Origin of the sequence: Nocardia sp. CC201C (genome assembly GCF_030010695.1) — a bacterium.
GTDB lineage: Bacteria > Actinomycetota > Actinomycetes > Mycobacteriales > Mycobacteriaceae > Nocardia > Nocardia otitidiscaviarum.
On sequence record NZ_JASCXP010000084.1, the window covers coordinates 1 to 21178 of the forward strand.

Genomic DNA, 21178 nt, shown 5'->3' on the forward strand with positions numbered 1-21178 from the left:
GGGCGACGCGCGCGGGGTGGCCATGGGCGGCAGTGTGGGCCGCCCGGACCTGCGCCTACTGGTCGATATCGGCCGGGCCCGCGAGACCACCGGTCGCCCGGACGTTTTCGAACGACAGGCGCCCAGCCTCACCCTGACCGGCAACCAGAACCTGCCGGTCGCCGCCATGGCCCGGATCCTCGACGCGACCGGACCGATGGTCGGCATCAGCACCGCCTGCTCCGGCTCGGGCCACGCCATCGGTGAGGCATACCGGCTGATCCAGGAGGGTGATGCCGACCTGATGCTGGCCGGTGGCTACGACTCCCTCACCAGCTGGCTCGACGTGCTCGGGTTCAGCCTGCTGGGTGCGCTCGCCACCGGCTACGAGGACGATCCGACGCGGGCCTCCCGGCCTTTCGACGCCACCCGGTCCGGATTCGTGCTCGGTGAGGGCGCGGTGGTGTTCGTCGTGGAGGAGTTGGAGTCCGCCCGCCGCCGCGACGCCCCCATTCTCGCCGAGATCCTGGGCTACGCCGCCACCCTCAATGCCTGGCGCATTACCGACTCCCCGCCGGACGGCAATGGCGCGGTCCAGGTCATGGAGGGCGCGATCGCGGAATCCGGGGTGGGTCCGGAAGGTATCGACTACGTGGTGGCCCACGGCACCAGCACCCCAGGCAACGACGAGTCCGAGACCGTGGCCGTCAAGAAGGTCTTCGGCGACGACGCCTACCGGCTGCTGGTGAGTTCACCCAAATCCATGGCCGGGCATCTCACCGCCGCGGGTGCGGCCCTGAACGTGCTGGCCGCCGTCGGAGCGATCCGCCACTCGCTGGTGCCGCCCACCGTCAATCACCAAACGCCCGGTCGGGGAATGGATCTGGACTACGTGCCCGGCACTGCCCGGCCCGCGGTCGTGCGGGCGGCGCTGATCAACGCCTTCGCCTTCGGCGGCACCAACACCAGTCTGGTGATCGGCGGTGCGCCGTGACGCCCCCGCTGCTGGACCGGGTTGAAACGACCGAACCCGGACGCCGCGCGGTCGCGCTGGTGAACGTGCCCATGACGCTGCCGGTCTTCGACACCCACTTCCCGCGTTTTCCGGTGCTGCCCGGCGTGCTGCTGCTCGACCGCGTGTACGCGGTGGCCACGCTCATCGCGCCGCCCGGCCTGGTGCGGCCGGTCCTGCTGCGGGGCGCGCGCTTCCGCCGCTACATCGAGCCCGGCGACCAGATCCGCATCACCGTCGCGGCCACCGAGGCGGCCGCGGATCGCTTCGACTGCCAGGCGGTGGCGGAGGTGGACGGCCGCCGTGCCGCCACCGTGGCGCTGCTGCGCCTCGGCCCGAGCACAGAGGATTTCCATGACTGAACGACGACGGGTGGTGGTCACCGGCATCGGGCTGCTGACCGCCCTCGGACCGGACGCCGCCCGCACCTGGAGCGGACTGTTGGAGGGGCGCAGCGGAATTCGCGTGCTATCCGCCTACGATCCGAGTCCGCTGCACACCCGGCTGGGCGCCGAGATCGACGGCTTCGATCCGCTGCGTTACGCCTCGCGCAAGGCGCTGCGCATGCTCAACCGCGGTGACCAGCTCGGCTTGGCGGGTGCGAGCCTGGCGCTGGCGGACGCGGGACTGGACACCGAGACCGAACTGGGACCGCGCGCCGGACTGTATCTCGGTGGGAACAAGGAGATCTCGCGGCTCGAGGACCTCATCGCGAACATCACCCGCATCCACCGCCCGGACGGGGAACCGGATCTGGAGCGGCTGGGTCGGGAGGGTGGATCCATCATGGCCCCGCTGTTCTTCGTCGAGGGACTGCAACCGGCGGCGGTGTTTCATGTCTCGCAGCGCTTCGGTATCCGCGGCCCCAACTCGTTCTACGCGGGTACCGCCGACAGCGGCGCCACCGCCATCGGCCGGGCCATGCGGGCGATTCGCCGGGGGGAGGCCGATCTGGCGCTGGCGGGCGGCTACGACGACGCCACCAACTGGTGGCCGATGTCCAAACTGGACGGCGTCGGCGTGCTGTCCACCGACAACGACCGGGGGGCGGCGGCGTTCCGCCCCTTCGATCGGCAACGGTCGGGATCGATCCTGGGCGAGGGCGCGGCGGTGCTGGTCCTGGAGGAACGGGGCGCGGCGCGGGCGCGGGGCGCACGCGTCTACGCCGAGCTCACCGGCTTCGGCGCGGGCAACGAATGCCATCGACCGCCCGCACCGCATCCGAGTGGCCGCGGGCTGGCGCGCGCGGTGACTCACGCGCTGCGCGACGGGCGCGCCGCTCCCGCCGACATCTCCTACGTCGCGGCGCACGGCTGCGCCACCCGTGATGGCGACACCAGCGAGACCCGCGCCCTGCACACCGCTCTGGGCGCGCACGCCCGCGCGACGGCGGTGAGCAGTATCAAGCCACAGACCGGGCATCTGGTGGGTGGTGCGGGCGCGGTGAACGCCGCGGTGGCCGCTCTCGCGCTGTACCACGGCGTGATACCGGGCACGGCCCATCTCGACGATCCCGATCCCGACTGCGACCTGGACTACGTTCCCGACGGTCCCCGAGAACGACAGCTGACCGGTGCGCTCGCGCTGGCCCGCGGTTTCGAAGGCCAGGCGGTCGCCCTGGCCCTCAGCACAGCGAGGTGAATCGACCATGAACGCTCCCAAGCGAATAGTCGTCTGTGGTGTCGGCGCGGTGACCGCACAGGGGCCGGGTGTCGAGGCCATGTGGCGCGGATTCCTGGCCGGGACGGTGGCCATCCGCCCGGTGCGCGGACTCGACCTGACCGGCTGTCGCACCCGGCTCGGTGGTGAGGTGACCCCGTGGCGCGACCAGGACCGGGACCCGGACGAGAATCTGGATCCGGTGGTGGAATTCGCGCTGGCGGCGGCGGCCGAGGCGATCGGCAACGCCGGGCTGCGGCCGCGGCGGTCCGGGGCCGACGCGGACGGTGTCCCGGCCACCCGTTGGGGTGCGGTCATCGGCACCTGCAATGGCGGCCTGCGCAGCCTGGAGCAGGCGTGGCGGGCGGAACGGGACGGGCGCGTCCCGCCGTGGCGGCAGTACCTGATGATCCAGCCGCAGACCATCGCCGAGGCGGTGGGGGCGGTGTTCGGGATGCGCGGGCCGGTGTTGTCGGTGAACACCGCCTGCGCGGCCGGTGCGCATGCCGTCGCCCACGCCGTGGAACTCATCCGCGCCGATCGCGCCGATGTCATGGTGGTGGGCGGCAGCGACGCGTTCAACGAGACCGTCTTCGCGGGCTTCCACAGCCTGGAAGCGCTCTCACCGGTGCCCGCGGCACCGTATTCCAAGGATCGGCAAGGGCTTTCACTCGGTGAGGGCAGCGGCATGCTGGTGCTGGTCGAGCATGCGGTGGCGGTGCGGCACGGCCTGCCGGTGCTGGCCGAAGTGCTCGGTTACGGGCTGTCCGCCGACGGCCACCACCCCACCGCGCCGCATCCGGAGGGCGAGGGCGCGGCGCGGGCGCTCACCGCGGCCTTCGCCGCCAGTGGCGTCACGCCCGCCGACGTGCGCTACGTCAACGGCCACGGCACGGGCACCCCGAAGAACGATTCGGCGGAGAGCAACGCCGTGCGCCGGGCGTTCGGACCGGCAGCGGAGAAGGTGGCGCTGAGCAGCGTCAAATCCATGATCGGCCACCTGCTCGGTGCGGCCGGCGCGGTGGAGGCGATCGCGACCGTGCTCGCGTTGCGCGACCAGATCGCCCCGCCCACTGCCGGATTCACCGGACCCGATCCCAAATGCGGGTTGGAGGCGGTGCCCAATGTCGCGCGGCGGCTGCCCATGGATGTGGCGATGTCGAACAACTTCGCCTTCGCCGGAGCCAATGCCACGGTGGTGTACGGGCGGGAAGGCCGGGTGGCGTCCCCGGCGTCTCGGACCGGAGTGGATCGCGTGGTCGTCACCGGTATCGGGGTCATTCTGCCCGGTGCGACCTCACCGGAGGAACTGGTGCGCAGGTACCGGTCCGGATCGGAACCGCGTTCCCGTGAAGTGGATTTCGCGATGGCGCCGCTGGACTTCGACGCCTCGGCGCATCTGACGGCCAAGCAGCGACGGCGGATGGACCGGCTGGGGGTGCTCGCGGTGGCGTCCAGCGCGATGGCGCTGGAGCACGCCGGACTAGATCCGGCCGCACACGACCCCGACCGGGTGGGCGTGGTGCTCGGCACCGGGCTCGGCCCGGTGGAAAGCCTGGAGCGGTTCACCGTTCCGGTGCTGGAATCCGGTGTGACCGATGGGAATCCGGCGGTTTTTCCGAATACCGTCTACAACGCCGCCGCGGGCCAAGTGTCCATGTTGCTGGGCGTGCGCGGCCCCACCTCGACGCTCACCGCCGCACATGCGGCCGGAGCCAGTGCCCTGGGCGTCGGCTACGACCTGCTGCGCTCCGGTGCCGCCGACGCACTGCTGTGCCCGGCCGCCGACGTGCTCGGCCCCTTCGCGCGGCGGGCCTACGAGCGCATCCCCCTGTTCGCCACCGCCGGCCGGTCGGGTTACCTGCTCGCAGAGGGGGCGGTGACCCTACTGCTGGAACGGGAGTCGTTCGCCCGCGACCGCGGTGCGCGGGTGCTGGCGACCTTCGCGGGCTACGGCACCGCCTTCGACGGCGCGGGCATCGGGCGCTGGGACCTGCGCGGTGGCGGCGTCGAGCGGGCCATGCGGGCCGCCGCCGCCGAGTGCGGGCTGGAATCCGGTGCGGTCCAGGCTATCTGGGCCAATGCCGGCGGCCTGCCCACGGTCGACGATCCGGAGCTGGCCGCCATCGAGCGGTTCCGCTCCGACACCACGCGCGTCGAACAGCCCAAGCGGGTACTCGGCGAACCGGTCGGCGCGGGAGCCCACCTGTGCGCCGCCCTTGCCTTCGCGGAGCCCACGCGCTTCGACGGCCCGGCGCTGGTCAACAGCTCATCGCTGGGCGGCACCCATCTCAGTCTGGTCTTCACCCCGGGAACGGAGTACACGCCATGACCGACCACCAGGTCACCATTGCGGGGACGGGTTCGTACCTGCCCGGCGACCCCATCGACAACGATCAGCTCGAGAAGCTCGTCGGCACCCTGCCCGCGGAGGTGCTCGACGGCATCCAGGTACGGCACCGGCACTGGATGATCGATCCGTCCGACGGCACGCACCTGACCGGCAACAGCCGGATGGCCGAGGCGGCCGCACGGCGCGCCCTGGACCAAGCGGGTATCGAGCCGGCGGAAGTGGACCTCATCGTGGTGTCCACGGCCAGTCCGGAATTCCATCTCCCGACCTCCGCCAGCTATGTGCAGGAGCACCTGGGCCTGGAGCGCTGTGCGCTGATCGAGGTGCGCGCCGGCTGCGTCGGCGCGGTGCAGGCTCTGGATATCGCGTTCCGCCAACTGGCGGACGGCACCCATCGCACCGCCGTGGTGATCGGCACGGAGGCCATCTCACCGCTGCTCGCCCCGATGTTTCTGGGCCGCGATCCCGATGCCGTGCGCATGCGGGATCGGCTGACGCTGTTCAACTTCGGCGACGGAGCCGCGGCCGTGGTGCTGCGCGGGGGGAGCGGCGCCGGAGTACGCCGCTACGGCTATGTGAACGCCTGCCTGGGCGGCCACCGCGCGCCGGGTATGCGGGTGATCGGCGGCGGCACCGATATTCCGGTGCACGAGCAGCGAAAGCGCAAGCGGCTCATGGATATCGCGCTGGACGCCAATGGCGTGGCCGAGTACGGCCCGCGCGTGTTCGTCACCGCGCTGCGGGAATTGCTGGATCGTTCCGGCCTGCGCCTGGACGAGATCGGGGCGTGCGTCCTTCCGGAGGGCAACGCGGAGTACTTCACGCGGGAATTCGCCGACGCCGGGCTGTCGCAGGCCGATTTCGATCTGCTGCAAACCCTGGTCGTCGAGAACCTCGCCGACGTCGGCGCGACCGGATCGCCCGCGGTGCTGCTGGCCCTGGACGACGGCCTGCGCACCGGGCGGGTGCGCGCCGGCCAGAACGTCATGCTGCTGGCCATCGAGGCCAGCCGCTATGTGTACGCGGGCCTGACGCTGCGCTGGCCGGAAACCATCGGGAAATAGGAGACCACCATGGTGCGATCGACAGCGGCCCGCCGCCTGTTCACCAGCGAATCGGTGACCGAGGGCCATCCGGACAAGATGTGCGACGCCATCAGCGACGCGGTGCTCGACGCGCTGCTCGCCGGCGACCCCGGCGCGCGGGTGGCGGTGGAGACCATGGTCACCACCGGACAGGTGCACGTGGCGGGGGAGGTCACCACCACCGCCGTGGTGGATGTGCCGCGCATCGTGCGCGACACCGTCCTCGGGATCGGATACGACAGCTCCACACGGGGATTCGACGGTGCCACCTGCGGGGTGAACGTGTCCATCGGCAGCCAGTCGCCGGATATCGCGCAGGGGGTGGACCGTGCCTACGAGGCGCGGGTGGACGGACGCGACGACCTCGTCGACCGGCAGGGCGCGGGCGATCAGGGCTTGATGTTCGGCTACGCCTGTGCCGACACCCCGGAGTTGATGCCGTTGCCGATCGCGTTGGCGCACCGGCTCTCCCGTCGGCTGGCCGAGGTCCGCAAGAGCGGCGTGGTGCCCTATCTGCGCCCCGACGGCAAGACCCAGGTCACCATCGAGTACGCCGGGGACCGGCCGGTGCGGCTGGAGACCGTGGTGATTTCCGCACAGCACGAACCGGGCATCGCCCCCGAGGGTGAGCTGGCCGCCGATCTGCGCGCCCATGTGCTCGACCATGTGCTGGCCGGGCTCGGCGTGGCCGATCTGGACATCGGGGAGGTGCGGCTGCTGGTCAATCCGACCGGCACCTTCGTGCTGGGCGGTCCGATGGGCGACGCCGGCCTGACCGGTCGGAAGATCATCGTCGACACCTACGGCGGCATGGCCCGCCACGGCGGTGGCGCGTTCTCCGGCAAGGATCCGTCCAAGGTGGACCGCAGCGCCGCGTACGCACTGCGCCGGGTGGCCAAGAACGCCGTCGCGGCGGGTCTGGCCGACCGGCTCGAGGTGCAGGTCGCCTACGCCATCGGCAAGGCCGCGCCGGTCGGCCTCTTCGTCGAGACCTTCGGCACCGAGAACTATGATCCGGCGCATATCCAACGGGCCATCGAGTCCGTGTTCGATCTGCGGCCGGCAGCGATCATCCGAGATCTGGACCTGCTGCGCCCGCTCTACCGCCCCACCGCCGCCTACGGGCATTTCGGGCGCGTCGACGTGGATCTGCCGTGGGAGCGCACCGATCGGGTGGCCGAACTGAAGGAGGCGGTGGCGTGATCTTCGTATCCGGTTCCATCGCCACCGACCACCTCATGCGCTTCCCGGGGCGATTCGCCGAACAGTTACTGCCCGAACACCTTTCGCACGTGTCGCTGAGTTTCCTGGTGGACGACCTGGTCGTCCGGCGCGGCGGCGTCGCCGGGAACATCTGCTACGCGCTCGGCCGCCTCGGCGACCGGCCGCTGCTGATCGGTGCGGTGGGCGGCGACTTCGCCGAGTACGGTCGCGCGCTCGCGGCGACCGGGGTCGACCTGGGCGGCGTGCGCACCCACGACGATCTGCACACCGCGCGGTTCGTCTGCACCACCGATGCCGATATGGCACAGCTGGCCAGTATGTACCCCGGAGCCATGGCGCGGGCCGCACGCATCTCGGTGGCCCAGCTGTCGGCGCGCTACGGTCGGCCCGGATTGGTTCTCATCGGGGCCGACGACCCGGCGGCCATGCTGCGGCACACCGAGGAGTGCCGCGAGTACGGTCTGCCGTTCGCCGCCGACCCGTCCCAGCAGCTCGCCTACCTGGACGCCGGGCGTATCCGCGCCCTGCTCGACGGTGCGGACCTGCTGTTCACCAACGAATACGAGTGGGGCCTGCTGCGCACCAAAACCGGTCTGGCGGAGGCGGATATCGCGGCCATGGTGCGCACTCGGGTGACCACGCTGGGCGAGCGCGGCGTGGAGATCGTCGAAACCGGCGGTCCGAGCGTGCGGGTGGCCGCGGTGCCGGAGACCGCCAAGGTGGACCCCACCGGCGTCGGGGACGGCTTCCGTGCGGGATTCGTCTTCGCGCGTGGCCGCGGCGCGACCGTGGAACGGGCCGCCCAACTCGGCTGCCTCGTGGCCGTACTCGTCCTGGAATCGGTGGGGCCGCAAGGCTGGTCGTGGCGCCCCGATACCGCGCTGGAACGCCTCGCCGCCGCCTACGGCTCCGACGCGGCCGACGATCTCGCCGCGCTGCTGACCGATACGACCGCCGACCGGGAACGAAAGGTACTGTCGTGACAATTGCGAAAGGACTGCGCGAGACCGCGACCCCCGATGTCCGCAACGGGATCGATTACAAGGTGGCGGACCTGTCACTGGCCGAGTTCGGCCGCAAGGAGATTCGCCTGGCCGAGCATGAGATGCCGGGCCTGATGGCGTTGCGTCGCGAGTACGCCGACGTGCAGCCGCTGCGGGGTGCGCGGATCTCCGGTTCGCTGCACATGACCGTGCAGACCGCGGTGCTGATCGAGACCCTGGTCGATTTGGGCGCGCAGGTGCGCTGGGCGTCCTGCAATATCTTCTCCACCCAGGACCACGCCGCCGCGGCCGTGGTGGTCGGCCCGCACGGCACCGTGGACGAGCCCAAGGGCACCCCGGTCTTCGCCTGGAAGGGCGAGACCCTGGAGGAGTACTGGTGGGCCGCCGAGCAGATGCTCACCTGGCCCGACGAGCCCGCGAACATGATCCTCGACGACGGCGGCGACGCCACCATGCTGGTGCTGCGCGGCGCGCAGTTCGAGAAGGCCGGTGTGGTCCCGCCCGCCGACGAGAACCACTCCGCCGAGTACACGGTGTTTCTGAACCTGCTGCGGGAGCGGTTCGAGACCGACAAGGGCAAGTGGACCGCGATCGCCGAGTCGGTCAAGGGTGTCACCGAGGAGACCACCACCGGCGTGCTGCGGCTGTACCAGTTCGCCGCCGCCGGTGAGCTGTCCTTCCCGGCGATCAATGTCAACGACTCGGTCACCAAGTCCAAGTTCGACAACAAGTACGGCACCCGCCACTCGCTCATCGACGGCATCAACCGTGGCACCGATGTGCTCATCGGCGGCAAGAAGGTGCTGATCTGCGGTTACGGTGATGTCGGCAAGGGGTGTGCGGAGTCCCTCGCGGGTCAGGGCGCGCGGGTGCAGGTCACCGAGATCGACCCGATCAACGCGCTGCAGGCGCTGATGGACGGTTTCGACGTGGTGACCGTGGAGCAGGCCATCGGCGAGGCCGATATCGTGATCACCTCCACGGGCAACAAGGACATCATCCTGCTCGATCACATGAAGGCGATGAAGGACCAGGCCATCCTGGGCAATATCGGCCATTTCGACAACGAGATCGACATGGCCGGCCTGGAGCGTTCCGGCGCGACCCGGCTCAATATCAAGCCGCAGGTCGACCTGTGGACCTTCCCGGATTCGGGCAAGTCCATCATCGTGCTGTCCGAGGGTCGTCTGCTCAATCTGGGCAATGCCACCGGACACCCCTCGTTCGTCATGTCGAACAGCTTCTCCAACCAGGTCATCGCGCAGATCGAGCTGTGGACCAAGCCGCAGGAGTACGACAACGAGGTCTACCGCCTGCCCAAGGTGCTCGACGAGAAGGTCGCCAAGATCCACGTCGAGGCCCTCGGCGGCACCCTGACCAAGCTCACCAAGGACCAGGCCGAGTACATCGGCGTGGACGTGGAGGGCCCGTTCAAGCCGGAGCACTACCGGTACTGAGCCGCGACGGGTTTCGCGCCGCGGCGTGAGACACCCGGGGTAGAACGACGATTCGGCCGGTCATCGATCCGATGACCGGCCCAACCGGGTTTTCGGGCCGCTCGCGTAGGCCGGTGCTACCGGGTGTAGCTCGCGGGCAGCGGCATGCCCTTCTCCCGCATCACCTCGCGCGCCCGGTCGGGGTAGTCGGTGATGACGCCGTCGACGCCCTGGTCGATCACCGCCGCCAGGGTCGCCTTGTCGTTGACCGTCCAGGGGACCACCCGCAGGCCCAGTTCGTGTGCCCGGCGGACGTACGCGCTGTCGGTGACGAGGGTGAAACCGGCGTCACCGAGCTTCGCGTCGCTGTCCCAGGGGTTGACGTAGCTGGGGGAGGCGATATCCGCGCCGAGGGCCTTGACGGCGGCGAGCGGATCGTCGCGGTAGTCCTCGTAGCGGATCGGCCCCAGCCACGCGCTGCCCGCCGTGAACGTGGAGTCGTCGTACAGGGCGACGGTGGGCACGGCCGGGTTCTTCGCCTTCACCAGCGGCAGGCTGCGCCAGTCGAAGCTCTGGATCTCCACCTTGTCGGTCGCGCCCGCCGCGTCCACGGCGGCCAGGATGACGTCGACGAATTCCTCGGGGGTGGCCGATTCGTCGCGGTCCTCCGCCTCGATCTTGGTCTCGATGTTGTAGCGCAGCCCCTCGAACGCGCCCGGATAGGTCTTCACCAGGTCGAACAGCTCGGGCAGGGTGGCGATGCGATTGCCCGGCAGCTCCTGGGCGGTGGGGAAGTCCGCCAGCCGCTTACCGCAGTCCAGGGTCTGGATCTGGGTGTAGGTGAGGTCGTGCACCAGCTTGCCGACGTACGGGTACTGCGGGTCGTCCGGGGTGGCGGGGGCGGTGTCGGAGCACTTCTCGTCCTCGATCTCGGGGTCGTGCCAGATGAGCGGCACCTTGTCCCGGGTGAGCACGATATCGAGTTCCAGTGTGCTGACGCCCAATTCGATGGCCTTGGCGAAGCCGGGCAGTGACTCCTCGATGGTCAGCCCGCGGCCGCCGCGATGTGCCTGCAGGTCGAAGGGGCGATTCGGGTCGGCCGCGGCGCTCGCCGCGGAGGTGGTCGGCGCGGTGGAGTCGGGGTCGTCGGAACCGCAGGCGGTCAGCGCTAGGGCGGCCACCGCGACGCCGAGGGCGGCGACCGTCCGTGTCGTCGTGGACCTGGCGTGGAGGGAGGTCATGACCGGGGATGGTAGCAATCACGTAGCTATTTCAAGTGGTCGCGGCGGTGAGTTGTCCGGTCACCCGCACCGTTGTCGCCGGCATTCGGTACTCTCGCGGCCATGGGAGCGTTGGTTGCGGTGGAGGGTCTGGACGGCGCTGGCAAGCGCACGCTCACCGATGCCGTCGTGACCGCGCTGCGGGCGCGTGGCCTGCGGGTGGCGACGCTGGCCTTTCCGCGCTACGGCCGCAGCGTGCACGCCGACCTCGCGGCCGAGTCGCTGCGTGGTGGCCACGGCGACGTCGCCGCCTCCGTACACGCCATGGCGCTGCTGTTCGCCCTCGACCGGGCCGATGCCCGCGACGAATTGTCGAAGCTGTTGGTCGACAACGATATCGTGCTGCTCGACCGCTACGTCGCCTCCAATGTGGCCTATTCGGCCGCCCGGCGGGAGCAGGATTCGCGGGGTGAAATCGCCCGCTGGATCGCGGATTTGGAGTTCGGCCGTTTCGAACTTCCGGTCCCGGATCTGCAGGTCCTGCTGTCGGTGCCGACCGAGGTGGCCGAGGAACGCGCGCGCAAACGCGGCGAAGCGGACACGGCGCGGGCGCTGGACGCCTACGAAAAAGACGGTGGACTACAGCGTCGCACCGCTAAGGTCTATTCCGAACTCGCCGAAACGCAGTGGCGCGGACCATGGTGGGTGCATCGGAGCGGTGACGATCCGGCAACACTTGCCGCGCGTCTCGCGGAAATTGTTGCTGGATAGGGTTGGATGTGCGCCGGAGTAATCACGACTGTCGGCGAGGCGACCCGAACAGAGCCGGAAGGGTGACAACATAGTACTTATGAAGCCGAAGATTCTGGTCGTCGACGACGATATGGCGCTCGCCGAGATGCTCACGATCGTCTTGCGCGGCGAGGGGTTCGATCCCCATGTCGTGGGCGACGGCACGCAGGCGCTCACCGCGGTCCGGGAATTACGTCCGGATCTGGTGTTGCTGGATCTCATGCTGCCCGGCATGAACGGCATCGACGTGTGCCGGGTGCTGCGCGCGGATTCGGGCGTGCCCATCGTGATGCTGACGGCGAAGACCGATACGGTCGACGTCGTCCTGGGTTTGGAGTCGGGGGCTGACGATTACATCGTCAAGCCGTTCAAGCCCAAAGAACTGGTCGCTCGGGTGCGGGCCCGCCTGCGCCGCACCGAGGAAGAGCCGCAGGAACTGCTCTCCATCGCCGATATCGTCATCGACGTGCCCGCGCACAAGGTGACCCGCGGCGGACAGCAGATCTCGCTGACTCCCTTGGAATTCGATCTGCTGGTGGCGCTGGCCCGCAAGCCGCGTCAGGTGTTCACCCGTGAAGTGCTCCTGGAACAGGTCTGGGGTTACCGGCACGCCGCCGATACCCGCCTGGTCAATGTGCACGTGCAGCGGTTGCGCGCCAAGGTGGAGAAGGATCCCGAGAACCCTGAGATCGTGCTCACCGTACGAGGCGTGGGTTACAAGGCCGGACCGCCGTGATCGCTGGCTCCAGAAACCGCGTCGAGCGGTGGCTGGCAGCGGTGGTGGCCTGGTTTCGCAATCTCGGAGAGCAACTGGGCCACATCTGGCGGCGTTCGCTGCAATTGCGCGTCGTCGTGTCCACACTCACCCTGTCGCTGATCGTGATCACGATCTTGGGCGTCGTGCTCACCTCCCAGATCACCGACAGACTGCTGGACGCGAAGATCAACGCGGCCGTCGAGGAGATGAGCCGCGCGCGCAATACGGTGCAATCCACCCTCTCGGGTGTGCATGATTCGAGTACCCCGCTGGTGCGGCTGGACGATGCCCGCCGCGCCTTGTCCGCGGGGAGCAGTACCAGCGGCGGAAGTGGCGGCGCGGCGGGCAGTTACGATTCCGCGCTCGCCATGTACGGCGACAATCACCGCGAACTCACCGCGGGGCCGATTCAGGAGATCCCGCCGGAACTCCGGCATTTCGTGCAATCGAATCAGGTGAGCTACCAGTTCGCGACCATCACCGACTCGGAGGGCCGCCGCGGCTCGGCGCTCATCATCGGCAGTCCCTCCGCCGAGATCGATTCGCTCGAAATCTATCTCGTCTTCCCGCTCAGCAGCGAGGAACGCAGCCTGTCGCTGATGCGCGGCACCATGCTCATCGGCGGCGTGGTGCTACTCGTGCTGCTGGCCGCCATCACCGCGCTGGTGACGCGACAGGTGGTGCTGCCCATCCGATCCGCCGCGCGCATCGCCAGCCGCTTCGCCGACGGCCGCCTCAAGGAGCGCATGCTCGTGCGGGGCGAGGACGATATGGCGCGCCTGGCCATGGCCTTCAACGAGATGGCGGAAAGCCTCTCCAACCAGATCACGCAGCTCGAGGAGTTCGGAAACCTCCAGCGCCGCTTCACCTCCGACGTCAGCCACGAGCTGCGCACCCCGCTCACCACGGTGCGCATGGCCGCCGACCTCATCCACGGCTCCAGCGACGACCTCGATCCGGCGCTGGCCCGCTCGGCCGAACTGCTCGTCAACGAACTCGACCGCTTCGAGGGACTGCTCAACGATCTGCTCGAGATCAGCCGTCACGACGCGGGTGTGGCCGAACTCCAGGTGGAATCGCTGGATGTGCGCATGTGCGCGCGGGCGGCGGTGTCCACGGTGCGGCATCTGGCCAAGGAGACCGGCGTCGAGCTGGTGGTGGACATGCCCGAGGAACCGCTTGTCGCCGAGGTGGATCCGCGCCGCGTGGAACGCGTGCTGCGCAATCTGCTGGCCAATGCCATCGACCACAGCGAGGGCAAACCGGTGCTCATGCGGGTGCGCGGGGACGCCGACGCCAACTCGGTGGCGTTCGTGGTGCGCGATCAGGGCGTCGGCCTGCGGCCCGGTGAGGAGAAGATGGTCTTCAACCGGTTCTGGCGCTCGGACCCCTCGCGGGTGCGGCGTTCCGGCGGAACGGGTTTGGGCCTGTCGATCAGCGTCGAGGACGCCAATCTGCACGACGGCAAGCTGGAGGCGTGGGGCGAGACCGGCGTCGGAGCCAGCTTCCGCCTGACCCTGCCCCTGGTGCGCGGCCGCAAGCTCGGCGCCAGCCCGCTACCCCTGGAACCGCCCAAGCGCCGCGGCGGCCCGCCCGCCGAACCCCCGCCCCCGGAGGTCGGAAACCTCACCGAGGCCGCCGGATTCGTCTCCGCGGGCCCCGACGTCCCCACCCGCCCCATGACCCGGGTGGCCGACGAATCCGCCTACCGCACCGATTCCTTCCCTCACCTCGGCACAGAACAGGTGGCTCCGCCGGAAAGCCCCACCACCCCACCGGATCCGGCCACGGCAGCCACCGGCGCGCCGGGACCCGAGTCCAACGCGTCGGGTGCTCGACGGGAGGAGCCGGGTCCTCGGCCGGATATGCCGGGAAGCCTCCCGGATGAGGCCACCGGCTCGTCGGCGACGCCAGCGGCCACCACCGGTCTCCCGACGACCACTCCGCCGAACTCCATGGCCACCTCGTCGACGAGCGCTCCGCCGGATCAGCACCGCACGAACCACGCGGGTTCCGAGGCGCTCTCGGAGATCGACGTGGATACCTCGGACGCGTCGGATTCCCCGGGTGGCGAGTCCGGCTCGTCGGCGACCCGGCCCGGTGCGCGCGCGCTGCCGGATTCCGCTGGTTCGTCGGCGGATTCGTCCGGTGCATCCGAGATCGGATCGGATGCGTCCGGGGACTCGGCTGGTTCGGCCGAGCGGGCGTCGGATTTACCCGAGGACGGGCCGGGTTGGTCCGAGGCTCGGCCGGAGGGGCCGGGTACTTCGCCCGGTCCGGATGCGGGGCAGGCGCACGCAGCGGGTGCTCGGTTCGGTTCATCCGACGGGCGGCCCGAATCGGATAGCGGATCCGATTCGGACGGTGCGTCGCGCGGATCGTTCGGTGCGTCGGACGATGCCGACGGGGCGGCCGGGGGCGCGTCGGACGCGCGTGCGGATGCGGCCCCGGCGGGCGCCGTGTTCCCGTGGGGATCGGCGGGCGGACCCGCCGACCCGGCGGCGGGTGCCGACCCGGATATCCCCGCGTCCCGGCGCGCGCACGGTCGTGATCCCGGTGCCGATTCCGATCGCCAGCGGCCCGCGGGCGCGGTCGGCTCGGGGTCGGACGGTCCCGATGACAGCGTGCTCACCGAGTCAGGGGACGGGAAAGCATGAGATTGCGCAGAATCGGGCTGCTGGCCGTGCTGGTCGGTTCGCTGTCGGGCATGGTCGGCTGTGCCCAGCTGCCGGACTCCTCGGCCCCGCAGGCGCTCGGCACCCTCGACCGGCAGCCGACCAGCACCGAACCGGCGCCGCCCATCGTCGGGCGCGAGCCCGAGGCGCTGTTGCAGGACTTCGTGCAGGCCACCGCCGATCCGGCCAACCGGCATCAGGCGGCGCGCCAGTTCCTGACCCCGGCGGCGGCGGTCAACTGGGACGACGCCGAGGGCACCACCATCATCGAGAAGCCGGACACGCTGCGGGAGTCCCGCACCGAGGACACCGCCACCTACGTCATCCGCACCCGCAAGATCGGCGAACTCGAGGCCGACGGCTCCTACCGGGTCGCCGACGGCACCCTCGAGGACAAGGTCAAACTGGTCAAGATCGACGGTGAATGGCGCATCGACGACCTGCCCACCGGCGTCCTGATCGAGCGCAGCGCCTTCAACAAGTCCTACCGGCGGCACGCGCTGTACTTCAGCAATCAGGACGGGACGGTCATGGTGCCCGACCTGCGCTGGATCGCCGCGCCCAAGGAACAGCTCACGCAGAAACTGCTGGGTCTGCTCGCCGAGGGCCCGCAGCCCGCGCTCACTCCCGCGGTGAAGAACGTGCTGTCCGGCCCGGTCAGTCTGCGCGGACCGGTCACCAAGGCCAATGGCGAGCCGGAAGCCGTGGGCGTCGGCGCGGGCGGCGTGCTCATCGACTTCTCCGGCGCGGCAGGGCTGGACGCGCGATCCAAGGAAGTGCTGGCCGCACAGGTGGTGCTCACCCTGTCGGAGGCCGAGATCTTCGGGCCGTTCATGCTGCTCGCCGATGGAAAACCCCTGGATGAGCGGTACGCCCTCAATGGCTGGACCCGCCAGGACGTCGAAGCGCTGAGCCCGTCCGAGGCGGCGCGCAACCGCATTGGGCTGCACGCGGTGCGGGACGGCTCGCTGGTGCGGGTCACCGACAACGGGATCGTGCCCGCGCCGGGCTTCTTCGGTACCACCCGCACCCTGCAATCGGTGGGGCTGTCGCCGGACGGGCAGTTGGTCGCGGCGGTCGCGGATTCCGGTCGCCCCGAACCGGAACCGGGCCGCACCCTGATCATCGGCACCTATGACGGCACCGGCTTCCCGGTGGCGACGGGCGGCCTGATCACCCGACCGTCCTGGACCTCCGATGGCACCTCGGCGTGGGCTGTGGTGGACGGGGAGCGGGTCATCCGGGCCGTGCACGACCGGGCCAGCGGAAACGTGTCGGTGCAGGACGTGGATATCTCCGCGCTGATCGCGCCGGTGGCGAGCGCCACCGGCGCGCTCACCCCGCGCCTGCCCATTACCGATCTGCGCATCTCCCCGTCGGGTGTGCGCGCCGCCCTCATCGCGGGCGGCAAGGTGTATCTGGCCGTGGTGGAGCCGCGCCCCGAGGGCCGCTACGCGCTGACCGCGCCGCTGCCCATCGCGCCCGAGTTGAGCACCGCCGCGGTCTCGCTGGACTGGTACACCCAGAACACCGAGATGGACAGCATCATGATCGCCCGCGAGGGCACGGTCGATCCCATCGTCCGCGTGCCGATCGACGGTTCCGGCCTGAACTCGGTCACGAGTCAGAACCTGACCCCGCCGCTGCGCGTGGTGGCCGCGTCCTCTGACCGCCAGTACGTGGCCGACGCCCGCGACGTCATGGAGCTCACCAGCAGTGCCGAAGGCGGCGAACGCTATTGGCGCGTGGTGCCGGGCCTGGGCGCGAACGCCATTCCGGTACTGCCCGGCTGAATCGCCCCGCCGCGACGCGCGACAGGAGTCGCCCGCCCGCGACGACTGACAGGAGTGGTCCGCCCGCGGGTGTCGGGAGCGGCGACCGGTGTCACCCCGCTAGACGGGCAAACGTGGCGTTCGGGCGTGAAAACGCCGGTGGGCAAGGCTCTGGCGGGTGACACTGGGGGCATGGGGGAGCTGCTCGATCTGGTGCTGCCGCGGACGTGCTGCGGATGCGGCGCGGGTGGGGTCGGCTGGTGTGCGGAGTGTGCCGTGACACTGGCGGGTCCACCGGTGCGGGCGCGTCCCCGCGCCGATCCCGGGGTGCCGTGCTGGGCGCTGGCGCCCTATGCCGGTCCGGCGCGGCGCGCGGTGCTGGCCGTCAAGGAGCAGTGCCGCCGGGAGCTGGCCGAACCGCTGGGATTGGCGGTGGCCAGGGGACTGGATCGGTTGCGCGACCACACACGGCCGCTGGTGCTGGTGCCCGCGCCCAGTCGCCGATCCGCCGCCCGTCGGCGCGGGGGCGATCCGGTGGTGCGCACGGCGCTCGTCGCAGCGAGTTGGCTGCCGGATTGCCGGATGGCGCGGCTGTTGCGGACGCGGCCGGGTGTGCGGGATTCGGTCGGCCTGTCGCCCGGCGATCGGGAGCACAACCTGCGCGGCCGGATCATCGCCGCCCGACCGTCCCGACACACGGTGCCGATTCCGGCAAATGCCGAGGTAGTGCTCATGGATGACGTGTTGACCACCGGGGTTACCGCCCGCGAATCGGTGCGCGCGCTGATCGGCGCGGGCGTGCCGGTCCGAGCCGTGTTCGTGACCTGTCGAGCTTGACTGACAGAAATTAGCGTGAACACTGGCGGAACGATCGCTGGCGTACTAGCGTCGCGATCAGACACCCGAACCGAGAGTTTGGAGGTGGCGCCTCGGACATCACGTGCCGAGCGAGTCTTCGATCGGCACACGTTTCAATCCCGCCGCACGAGCGGATTGTGCGGCCAGATCCGGGAGGTACGCGTGACGACTTCTTCACGACCTTCAGTGAAAGACGCAGACACTGCGGTGCTGGAAGCCCCTGTCCCCGACGATGCCCCCAAGGGTATGAAAGCGGATGTGGTGGTCAAGGGACGCAATGTCGAGGTTCCCGACCATTTCCGAATTCACGTCGCGGACAAGCTTTCCCGTTTGGAACGCTTCGACCCGTCGATTTTCCTCTTCGACGTGGAGCTGTTCCACGAACGCAACCGTCGTCAACGCAAGAGCTGCCAGCGGGTGGAGATCACCGCGCGTGGCAAGGGCCCGGTGGTGCGGGCGGAGGCCTGTGCCGACAGTTTCTACGCCGCCCTCGAGTCGGTCGTCGCGAAGCTCGAGAGCCGATTGCGCAAATTGAAGGACCGCCGTCGCGTCCACCACGGGGAGAAGACCCCCATTTCGGTCGCGGAGGCCACGGCCGGACTCATCGATGATTCCCTGTTCGCCTCGTCGAACGGGAACGGTGCCGCGAAGCCTCACGACCATGCCGCCGAGGCGGTGGACGAGGGCCAAGAGTATGCGGGACCCGGCCATATCGTGCGCACCAAGACACACCCCGCGATTCCGATGTCCGTCGACGACGCCCTCTACCAGATGGAGCTCGTCGGCCACGACTTCTTCCTCTTCCACGACAAGGAGTCCGACCAACCGTCGGTCGTCTATCGTCGCCACGCCTTCGACTACGGCCTGATCCGGCTCGCTGAGTAGAACGGCGTTTTCCACCCGCTAACGGCCGGGGCGCAGCGCCCCGGCCGCTTGCTGATACATGCTGTATCGCCTTTCTTCTTACTTTCCAGTAAGTTGGTGGTCACAGGATTCGCTGGAAAGGAAATCCCATGGCTACCAAGGGTGCTCGCCGTGCTGTCATCGTCTCCGGGGCTCGGACGCCGTTCGTCAGGGCGTTTTCCGATTACACCCGGATGGATTCCATCGATCTGGCCGATACCGCGGTCCGCGGACTGCTGGCGCGCACCGGGCTGCCCAAGGCGGCCGTGCAGGCCATCGTGTGGGGCGGGGTGATCCTGCCCGGCGCCGCGCCGAACATCGCCCGCGAGATCGCCCTGGACCTGGAACTCGACCCCGGCTGCGAGGGCTACACGGTGACCCGCGCCTGCGCCTCGGGATTGCAGGCCGTCACCTCCGCCGCGGCCGCCATCGAGCGCGGCGAGTACGACATCATGATCGCGGGCGGCTCCGATTCCACCAGCAATGCCGAGGTCAAGCTGCCGCAGAAGGTGGTGCACGCCGCCGCCCCGCTGGCCCTGGGCAAACCCAAGCCGAAGGACTATCTCGCGGCGGTCGCGCAGCTCGCCCCGTTCGTCGACATCGTGCCGCGCCGCCCCAAGATCCAGGAGCGCACCACCGGCGAGGTGATGGGGGAGTCCGCCGAGAAGATGGCGCGCATCCACGGCATCACCCGTGCCGCGCAGGACGAGTTCGCCGTCCGCTCGCACCACCGGGCCGCCGCGGCCATCGACTCCGGGCGTTTCGACAGCGAGGTGCTGTCGGTGACCACGCCAGAGGGCAAGACGGTCACCCGCGACGGGCTGGTCCGCCCCGGCACCAGTGTCGAGAAGCTCGCCACCCTCGCACCGGTTTTCGCGAAGGACGGCACCGTCACGGCGGGCAATGCCAGCCCGCTCACCGACGGCGCGTCCGCGGTGCTGCTGATGAGCGAGGACAAGGCCCGCGAACTCGGCTTCGAACCCCTCGCCGCCTTCCGTTCCTGGAGCTACGTCAGCGTGGACCCGCGCGATCAGGTGCTCATCGGCCCGGCCATCTCCATGCCGCGCGCCCTGGACAAGGCCGGGATAGCGCTGTCCGACGTCGACCTGGTGGACATCCACGAGGCGTTCGCGGCCCAGACCCTGTCCGTGGTCTCGGCCCTGGCCAGCACCGACTGGGCCAAGACCCGCCTGGACCGCGACACCGCCGTCGGTGAGATCGACCCGGCCACCCTGAACGTGCACGGCGGCTCGGTCTCCCTCGGCCACCCCTTCGGCGCGACCGGCGCCCGCATGGTCACCACCATGGCCAACGAGCTGGCCCGCACCGGCAAGTCCACCGCCCTGCTCGGCATCTGCGCGGCGGGCGGCATCGGTGCGTCGGCGGTGCTGGAAAGGGTCTGAGCCGGTAGTCCTTCCGCGCCGGGGTCGATCAGGGTCGACCCCGGACCGCCGGTATCAGTGGGACGACATACCCGCCGATCCCGTGGCGAGGAACTTCAGCCAGTCCAGGAGCGTGCCCGGCTGGCAGGCCGCCGCGCTGAACCCGTAGACCGGAATGCAGTTCGAGCCGACCACGGGCCGGACGTCTGCGTTGTCGGCGTCGGCTTGGGCGACGGGTGCGGCCGCCAGTAGCGCGGCGGCCATCGCGGTCGTGACGGCAAACCGCTTCATGAGAACTTCCCTCAGGTCTCGCTGATCTCCGTCCGGCTGCTGCCGATCGCGCTAGCTATGCGCCGGTTGTGTTCCGAGACAGGAGTTTTCGGGGCGCTGGACGCTCAGGTTCGCTCCGCGCCGTCGGTGAAACGCTCCCAGTGCACGGCCGCCTCCAGTGGGCGACGGTCGCGCCAGCCGAACCGTTCCAGATCCGGAACCTGCTGGAATTCGCGTACCGGTCCCACACACAGCCAGGCCACGGGCTTGACCCCGTCGGGGACGCCGATGAGGTCGGCGAGGTACGGGGTGTCGTAGAAGCTCACCCAGCCCACGCCGACCCTCTCGGCGGTGGCGGCGAGCCACAGGTTCTGGATTGCGAGAATCGTGGAGTACAGACCGGTTTCGGGGACGGTGGCGCGGCCGAGCACATGGGTGCCGCCGCGGGCCTGATCGTGGGTGACCACGATGCCGGTTCCGGACTCGACAATGCCCTCGATCTTGATCGGGTCGAAGGTTCGGGCGCGATCCTCGGGCAGTGCTTCATGGAAGGCCCGCCGCTTGTCGGCCACGTGGTCGGCGAAGGTGCGCAGCGTGTCCGCGTCCCGCACCACCACGAAATCCCAGGGCATGGAATTGCCGACACTGGGCGCGCGATGCGCGGCATCCAGAATGCGCAGCAGGGTCGCGTCGTCGACCACCTCGCCGGTGAACTCCGCGCGCACATCCCGACGCAGGCGGATCACGTCGTAGACGCTCGGGTATTCGGCGGGGGCAAGCGGACCTTCAGCACACAC

Annotated in this window: 17 protein-coding genes and 1 pseudogene; 15 read left to right on the forward strand and 3 right to left on the reverse strand. The window is 69.6% G+C overall.

Annotated features, from left to right (window positions below; genetic code table 11):
* The 8 genes from QK444_RS11820 to ahcY form a co-directional block, all read left to right on the forward strand.
* The coding region (locus QK444_RS11820; protein WP_282779708.1) for a beta-ketoacyl-[acyl-carrier-protein] synthase family protein at positions 1–973 on the forward strand (973 nt) is incomplete at its 5' end.
* Positions 970–1353 (forward strand): hypothetical protein, encoded by a 384-nt coding sequence (locus QK444_RS11825; RefSeq protein ID WP_282779710.1) that lies wholly within the window; start codon positions 970–972, stop codon positions 1351–1353. The genes QK444_RS11820 and QK444_RS11825, both read left to right, overlap by 4 nt.
* The gene (locus QK444_RS11830; protein WP_282779712.1) at positions 1346–2632 is read left to right on the forward strand and encodes a beta-ketoacyl-[acyl-carrier-protein] synthase family protein; all 1287 of its coding nucleotides are present in this window, start codon (positions 1346–1348) and stop codon (positions 2630–2632) included. Before QK444_RS11825 ends, QK444_RS11830 begins: the two co-directional genes overlap by 8 nt.
* Positions 2633–2639: 7 nt before the next feature.
* Positions 2640–4982, forward strand: coding sequence for a beta-ketoacyl-[acyl-carrier-protein] synthase family protein (locus QK444_RS11835; RefSeq protein ID WP_282779714.1), 2343 nt, complete (start codon positions 2640–2642; stop codon positions 4980–4982).
* Positions 4979–6067, forward strand: a complete 1089-nt coding sequence (locus QK444_RS11840) for a 3-oxoacyl-ACP synthase III family protein (RefSeq protein WP_282779715.1) — start codon at positions 4979–4981, stop codon at positions 6065–6067. Before QK444_RS11835 ends, QK444_RS11840 begins: the two co-directional genes overlap by 4 nt.
* Positions 6068–6076: 9 nt before the next feature.
* Positions 6077–7291, forward strand: coding sequence for a methionine adenosyltransferase (metK, locus tag QK444_RS11845; RefSeq protein ID WP_282779717.1), 1215 nt, complete (start codon positions 6077–6079; stop codon positions 7289–7291).
* Between the two features lie 35 nt (positions 7292–7326).
* Entirely contained in the window at positions 7327–8295 is a 969-nt protein-coding gene (locus QK444_RS11850) for a carbohydrate kinase family protein (RefSeq protein ID WP_282779733.1), read from the forward strand.
* Positions 8292–9773, forward strand: coding sequence for an adenosylhomocysteinase (gene ahcY / locus QK444_RS11855; protein ID WP_282779719.1), 1482 nt, complete (start codon positions 8292–8294; stop codon positions 9771–9773). The genes QK444_RS11850 and ahcY overlap by 4 nt, the downstream gene beginning before the upstream one ends.
* Positions 9774–9889: 116 nt before the next feature.
* Here the strand turns inward: ahcY and QK444_RS11860 are convergent, their stop codons facing one another.
* The gene (locus QK444_RS11860) at positions 9890–10993 is read right to left on the reverse strand and encodes a glycerophosphodiester phosphodiesterase (protein WP_282779721.1); all 1104 of its coding nucleotides are present in this window, start codon (positions 10991–10993) and stop codon (positions 9890–9892) included.
* 102 nt (positions 10994–11095) lie between these two features.
* On the opposite strand from QK444_RS11860, the gene QK444_RS11865 reads away from it, so the two are divergent.
* From QK444_RS11865 to QK444_RS11895, 7 genes and pseudogenes are all read left to right on the forward strand, one after another.
* Positions 11096–11743: a dTMP kinase gene (locus tag QK444_RS11865; RefSeq protein WP_282779722.1), complete on the forward strand. Its 648-nt coding sequence runs from the start codon at positions 11096–11098 to the stop codon at positions 11741–11743.
* 70 nt (positions 11744–11813) lie between these two features.
* On the forward strand, positions 11814–12500 hold the full coding sequence (mtrA, locus tag QK444_RS11870; protein ID WP_172544812.1) for an MtrAB system response regulator MtrA: 687 nt from the start codon (positions 11814–11816) through the stop codon (positions 12498–12500).
* A gap of 44 nt (positions 12501–12544) precedes the next feature.
* A pseudogene (gene mtrB / locus QK444_RS11875) lies at positions 12545–14092 on the forward strand (MtrAB system histidine kinase MtrB); the annotation flags it as partial.
* A gap of 1082 nt (positions 14093–15174) precedes the next feature.
* Positions 15175–16989 carry an MtrAB system accessory lipoprotein LpqB gene (gene lpqB / locus QK444_RS11880; protein WP_282779724.1) on the forward strand — a complete coding sequence of 605 codons (1815 nt, stop codon included), beginning with the start codon at positions 15175–15177 and terminating at the stop codon, positions 16987–16989.
* Positions 16990–17160: 171 nt separating this feature from the next.
* Positions 17161–17805, forward strand: coding sequence for a ComF family protein (locus QK444_RS11885; RefSeq protein ID WP_282779726.1), 645 nt, complete (start codon positions 17161–17163; stop codon positions 17803–17805).
* Between the two features lie 267 nt (positions 17806–18072).
* Positions 18073–18711: a ribosome-associated translation inhibitor RaiA gene (gene raiA / locus QK444_RS11890; RefSeq protein ID WP_282779734.1), complete on the forward strand. Its 639-nt coding sequence runs from the start codon at positions 18073–18075 to the stop codon at positions 18709–18711.
* Between the two features lie 128 nt (positions 18712–18839).
* Entirely contained in the window at positions 18840–20132 is a 1293-nt protein-coding gene (locus tag QK444_RS11895; protein ID WP_282779728.1) for an acetyl-CoA C-acyltransferase, read from the forward strand.
* Positions 20133–20186: 54 nt separating this feature from the next.
* Here QK444_RS11895 and QK444_RS11900 read toward each other — a convergent pair whose 3' ends face one another.
* Together QK444_RS11900 and bluB are read right to left on the reverse strand one after the other, a co-directional pair.
* The gene (locus tag QK444_RS11900; RefSeq protein ID WP_282779729.1) at positions 20187–20402 is read right to left on the reverse strand and encodes a hypothetical protein; all 216 of its coding nucleotides are present in this window, start codon (positions 20400–20402) and stop codon (positions 20187–20189) included.
* Positions 20403–20506: 104 nt separating this feature from the next.
* Complete coding sequence (bluB, locus tag QK444_RS11905) at positions 20507–21178, reverse strand: 5,6-dimethylbenzimidazole synthase (RefSeq protein ID WP_282779731.1); 672 nt, start codon at positions 21176–21178, stop codon at positions 20507–20509.